This window comes from Alistipes sp. CAG:29 (genome assembly GCF_000435435.1).
Lineage (GTDB): Bacteria > Bacteroidota > Bacteroidia > Bacteroidales > Rikenellaceae > Alistipes > Alistipes onderdonkii.
In genome coordinates, this window is record NZ_FR893418.1 from 1 (window position 1) to 4,702 (window position 4,702).

General features: G+C 51.4%; 5 protein-coding genes and 1 tRNA gene. 5 read left to right on the plus strand and 1 reads right to left on the minus strand.

The features are described from left to right. Positions 1-205: 205 nt before the first annotated feature. From QVP03_RS03030 to QVP03_RS03040, 3 genes are read left to right on the plus strand one after another with little or no spacing between them, the layout of a single operon-like run. Positions 206-1,099, plus strand: coding sequence for a HEPN domain-containing protein (locus QVP03_RS03030; RefSeq protein WP_141405248.1), 894 nt, complete (start codon positions 206-208; stop codon positions 1,097-1,099). A gap of 8 nt (positions 1,100-1,107) precedes the next feature. Continuing rightward, positions 1,108-1,377, plus strand: a complete 270-nt coding sequence (locus QVP03_RS03035; protein WP_022332146.1) for a toxin-antitoxin system toxin component Fic family — start codon at positions 1,108-1,110, stop codon at positions 1,375-1,377. After that, the gene (locus QVP03_RS03040) at positions 1,374-1,958 is read left to right on the plus strand and encodes an ORF6N domain-containing protein (RefSeq protein ID WP_153918847.1); all 585 of its coding nucleotides are present in this window, start codon (positions 1,374-1,376) and stop codon (positions 1,956-1,958) included. Before QVP03_RS03035 ends, QVP03_RS03040 begins: the two co-directional genes overlap by 4 nt. 334 nt (positions 1,959-2,292) lie before the next feature. Here QVP03_RS03040 and QVP03_RS03045 read toward each other — a convergent pair. Then, positions 2,293-2,368, minus strand: a tRNA-His gene (locus tag QVP03_RS03045). Positions 2,369-2,599: 231 nt separating this feature from the next. Between QVP03_RS03045 and groES the strand changes: the two genes are divergently transcribed. Continuing rightward, positions 2,600-2,869 (plus strand): co-chaperone GroES, encoded by a 270-nt coding sequence (gene groES / locus QVP03_RS03050; RefSeq protein ID WP_010264892.1) that lies wholly within the window; start codon positions 2,600-2,602, stop codon positions 2,867-2,869. A 107-nt stretch (positions 2,870-2,976) separates the two neighbouring features. Continuing rightward, complete coding sequence (groL, locus tag QVP03_RS03055; RefSeq protein WP_022332149.1) at positions 2,977-4,608, plus strand: chaperonin GroEL; 1,632 nt, start codon at positions 2,977-2,979, stop codon at positions 4,606-4,608. Positions 4,609-4,702: the final 94 nt, after the last annotated feature.

Consider the following 4,702-nt stretch of genomic DNA (forward strand, 5'->3'; position numbering starts at 1 on the left):
GTTGTTTACCCTTTATAGTTATGTCCGTCGGCTATGCCGAGTTCTGATAATTCCGCATAATCGTCTGTTTTAGTTTCTTTTAAGTGGCTTCGTGCCACCCCTTTTGGGAAACTTTTGCAGACTATTTGCAGGAATGATAAGCAAATATAGCGAAAATATGGACAGGTCAAAGCGGTTTACCAACTTTTTTCATAATTTTGTAGTTATGAAAAAGAGCGTCAACTTCTTACCCGAAAATAAACGGAACGACCTGAAACAGCTTGTCGATCTGGTTCGCCGGAACATAAAGGATGTCGGCATGGTTATCCTGTACGGCAGTTATGCCCGGAATACCCATGTCGATTACGACCAGCGCATCGAGTTCGGCGTACCGACCTACTTTATGAGCGATTACGACATACTGATCCTGACGCGCAAGCCAATCGGGGCGATTGAGTATTCGCTGTATGACAAAATTGCCGACGCTTTTTTTCAGCACAAGAACAGACCTTTCCATACCAAGCCCCAATTTATCAATTACGGGATAGACGACTTCAACTATGCGCTCTCAAAAGCCCACTATTTCGAAACGGAGATAAAACGACAGGGAATTATTCTGTATGATTCGGGTGAATACAAGTTGGCCCGCCGCCGCAAGTTGAATTTCGACGAGATTCAGGAGCGGGCGCAGAAATATTATGATGACAATTTCAAACCGAAAGCGATTGAGTTCATTCTTTTAAATATTGATTCTTATAATAGGAAGAATTATAAAATGGCTTCATTTAACTTGCATCAAGCCACAGAAAATCTTTTGCGTATAATAGAATTAGTATTTACTTTATATAGCCCCAAAGAACACAGACTTACTGAATTGATGAATCGCTGCAAGCGGTTTACGACCGAAATATTCAAAGCGTTTCCACGCGACACGCCGGAGGAAGAACGACTTTTCAAACTTTTGGAACGGGCTTATGTCGAATCCCGCTATAATCCCGATTTTGAAATAACGAAAGAGGACATCGACGCGCTGCTGCCGAAAGTCGAACGCCTGCGCGACATCGTGGAACGGGTCTGCACGGCGCAGATCGACTACTACGCCCGGCAGAAAAACAAATAACCGCTACTATGGCAAATGAAATTGAAGCCTATACGAATTTTCTGTTTTACAATTCGGAGGACGGCAAAACCAGCATACAGGTAATTGCCGACGCCGACGCCGAAACCATTTGGACGACCCAGAAAGGAATGGCTCAAATTTTCGGCGTGGAAGTCCCTGCAATCAGCAAGCACCTGAAAAATATCTTCGACAGCCGCGAACTTGACGAAAAAGCAGTTGTTTCCAAAATGGAAATAACTGCCGACACCAGAATCAGCCCCCACAACCCGAACTTATGAATGATATAACCCTTATCCAAAATAAAATCTACGAAATCCGCGGCCAGCGCGTGATGCTCGACTTCGACCTGGCACCACTGTACCAAGTTCAAACAAAAGTTTTGAAACAGGCGGTACGCCGTAATATCGAACGATTCCCCGCGGATTTCATGTTTGAAATAACCATAGATGAGTATAACTCATTGAAAGACAGTTTGAGGTCACAAATTGTGACCTCAAACAAAGGAGGCACGAGATATATGCCTTTTGCTTTTACCGAGCAAGGTGTATCCATGCTTTCGAGCGTATTAAGAAGTGACGCCGCTATTCAGGTGAATATCGCTGTCATGCGGGCCTTTGTCGCCATGCGCAACTACATCACTACAACGACGACACTGACGGCCGAGCTGTCCGAAATCCGCGCGAAACTGGCTTTGCTCGAACGTACCGACGAGGACAACGCCGAAGCCATAAACGATCTGTCGGAAGATATGCGCAAGGAATTGGACAATATCTATCAGGCAATCGCCGCCCTGTCTGTCAAAACCCCGCAGGCCCGCAAGCAGCCCCGGCTGATCGGATATAAAACGCCGGAAAAATAGTTGTCGCATGAAACGGTTGCTGAACCGTACCCCATGCAGGTCTTTCCCTGCGGCACCGAACTGCTGTAGCCAAAGTGCGGAGTAGATTTTTGATAGGCAACCGGGCATCGGAGCCATTAACTGCTCCGATGCCCGGTTCCTTATTTACCGCCGTTCAGTTTGCCGCGGCGAACACTTGGCCGATCTTCTGCATTTCCCGTCCGATAAGCTGTTCGGAGCGTTTTATCAATGGCCTGAAAACGAAATAATTCCGCATGTCGTTGATATACAGGATTGTTTGCGCTGATTTGCGGCTATCTGCCAACAAAAAAGGTCTTCTTTCGAAGACCTTTTCGGGTGGAAGATGGGGCTCGAACCCACGACCTTCGGAACCACAATCCGACGCTCTAACCGACTGAGCTACATCCACCGTGTGACCGTCGAACGGTCGTATCGGGATGCAAATGTAATACACTTTTTTTGTCCGTGCAAAAAAAACGGTGAAAAATCTTCGGGAAAATGCCCCGGGTGACAAAATGGCAGGCCGGACTGTACCTTTGTCACCTGGCGTCTGCCAAAAAACGGTTGGCACATCTATTGATGGGACTATGGGTGCTAACGCGCAACAAACTATTCAATAATAAACTAAAAACTGAAAAGCTATGAATGTAAAACCATTATCGGATCGTGTACTCGTCCTCCCGAATCCCGCGGAGGAGAAAACGGCCGGCGGACTGATCATCCCCGACACGGCGAAGGAGAAACCGCTGGCAGGTAAAGTAGTCGCTGTGGGCCCCGGTACTTCGGAGGTCAAAATGGAAGTCAAGGTCGGCGACCAGGTACTTTACGGCAAGTATGCCGGGCAGGAGATCCAGGTCGACGGCGTGGATTACCTGATCATGAAGCAGAACGATATTTTGGCGATTATCTGACGATAACCGGTCGTCATGACCTCGAAATTTTTACATTCCCTCTGAAAATCCCTTTGAAATGGGGGACTCCGGGGATAAGCTTATGAACGAATATAAAATATAAAGTTATGGCAAAAGATATCAAATATAATGTTGAGGCGCGCGAACTGCTCAAGGAGGGTGTCGATGCGCTGTCGAACGCAGTGAAGGTGACGCTGGGCCCCAAAGGCCGTAATGTGATCATCGACAAGAAATTCGGTGCGCCGCAGATCACCAAGGACGGTGTGACGGTGGCCAAGGAGGTGGAGCTCGAAGACGCTTTCGCCAACATGGGCGCCCAGATGGTACGCGAGGTCGCTTCGAAGACCAACGACGATGCCGGCGACGGTACGACGACCGCCACGGTGCTCGCACAGTCGATCATCGGCGTAGGCCTGAAGAACGTGACGGCCGGTGCCAATCCGATGGATCTCAAACGCGGCATCGACAAGGCCGTGGCCAAAGTGGTCGAGTCCCTGCGCAAGCAGAGCCAGGAGGTGGGCTCGGATTTCGACAAGATCGAGCAGGTGGCCACTATTTCGGCCAACAACGACGAGACGATCGGTAAGCTGATCGCCGAGGCGATGGCCAAGGTCAACAACGAAGGCGTGATCACCGTCGAGGAGGCCAAGGGTACCGAGACCCATGTGGAGGTCGTAGAGGGTATGCAGTTCGACCGCGGTTATATCTCGGCTTACTTCATGACCGATCCCGAGAAGATGGAGGCACAGCTCGAGAAGCCTTACATCCTGATTACCGACAAGAAGATTTCGACGATGAAGGAGCTGATGGGCGTGCTCGAGCCGGTGGCGCAGAGCGGCCGTTCGCTGCTGATCATCGCCGAGGACGTGGACGGCGAGGCGCTGTCGGCGCTCGTGGTCAACAAGCTGCGCGGTACGCTGAAGATCGCCGCCTGCAAGGCTCCGGGCTTCGGTGACCGCCGCAAGGAGATGCTCGAGGATATCGCCATCCTGACGGGTGCTACGGTGATCTCGACCGACAAGGGTATGAAGATGGAGGATACCGACCTTACGATGCTCGGTACGGCCGACAAGGTGACGCTCAACAAGGAGAACACTACGATCGTCGACGGTGCCGGCAAGAAGGAGGAGATCGCAGCCCGCGTGGCTCAGATCCGCTCCTCGATCGACAAGGCTACGTCGGATTACGACAAGGAGAAGCTCCAGGAGCGTCTGGCCAAACTGGCCGGCGGTGTGGCCGTACTCTATGTGGGTGCCGCTACCGAAGTCGAGATGAAGGAGAAGAAAGACCGCGTGGACGACGCACTGGCTGCGACCCGTGCCGCTGTCGAAGAGGGTATCGTCCCGGGCGGCGGTGTGGCTTACATCCGCGCTACGGCGGCCCTCGAAGGGATGAAGGGTGCCAACGAAGACCAGACGACCGGTATCCAGATCGTGAAACGTGCGATCGAGGAGCCGCTGCGCCAGATCGTCGAGAACGCCGGCGGCGAAGGTTCGGTCGTTGTCAACAAGGTGAAGGAGGGCAAGGATGCCTTCGGTTACAACGCCCGCGACGACAAGTATGAAGACTTGTTGAAGGCCGGTATCATCGACCCGACGAAGGTGTCGCGCGTTGCGCTGGAGAATGCCGCTTCGATCGCTTCGATGTTCCTGACCACCGAATGCGTGCTGGCGGAGAAGAAATCCGATGCTCCCGCCATGCCTGCTATGCCCGCAGGCGGTATGGGCGGCATGATGTAATCATCGGTTCGCAATATGGAAAACCGGAGCCTCCGCTGAGTTCCGGGGATAAAAAACAGAGGTGTAAAAAAGTGAAAAGCAAAAGATAATCAAA